Source organism: Acidovorax sp. Root217 (genome assembly GCF_001428645.1).
In the GTDB taxonomy this organism is placed as follows: Bacteria; Pseudomonadota; Gammaproteobacteria; order Burkholderiales; family Burkholderiaceae_C; genus Acidovorax.
Map to the genome: position 1 here is coordinate 1 of NZ_LMIH01000003.1, position 202 is coordinate 202.

Consider the following 202-nt stretch of genomic DNA (forward strand, 5'->3'; position numbering starts at 1 on the left):
CTACTCCTCATTGAGCTACCTCAAGCGGCTGCCGCTGGACCAGATCAAGATCGACCAGAGCTTCGTGCGCGACGTGCTGAGCGACCCCAACGACGCGGCCATCGTGCGCACCATTTTGGCGCTGGCCAAGAGCCTGGATTTGCAGGTGGTGGCCGAGGGGGTGGAGACGACGGGGCAACTGGGGTTCCTCAGGCTGCATGGC

Annotated in this window: 1 protein-coding gene; it reads left to right on the forward strand. The window is 63.9% G+C overall.

What is annotated here, in order from left to right; translation table 11 throughout:
- On the forward strand, positions 1–202 hold a 202-nt coding region (locus ASE31_RS00710), incomplete at both ends, for an EAL domain-containing protein (protein WP_057199631.1).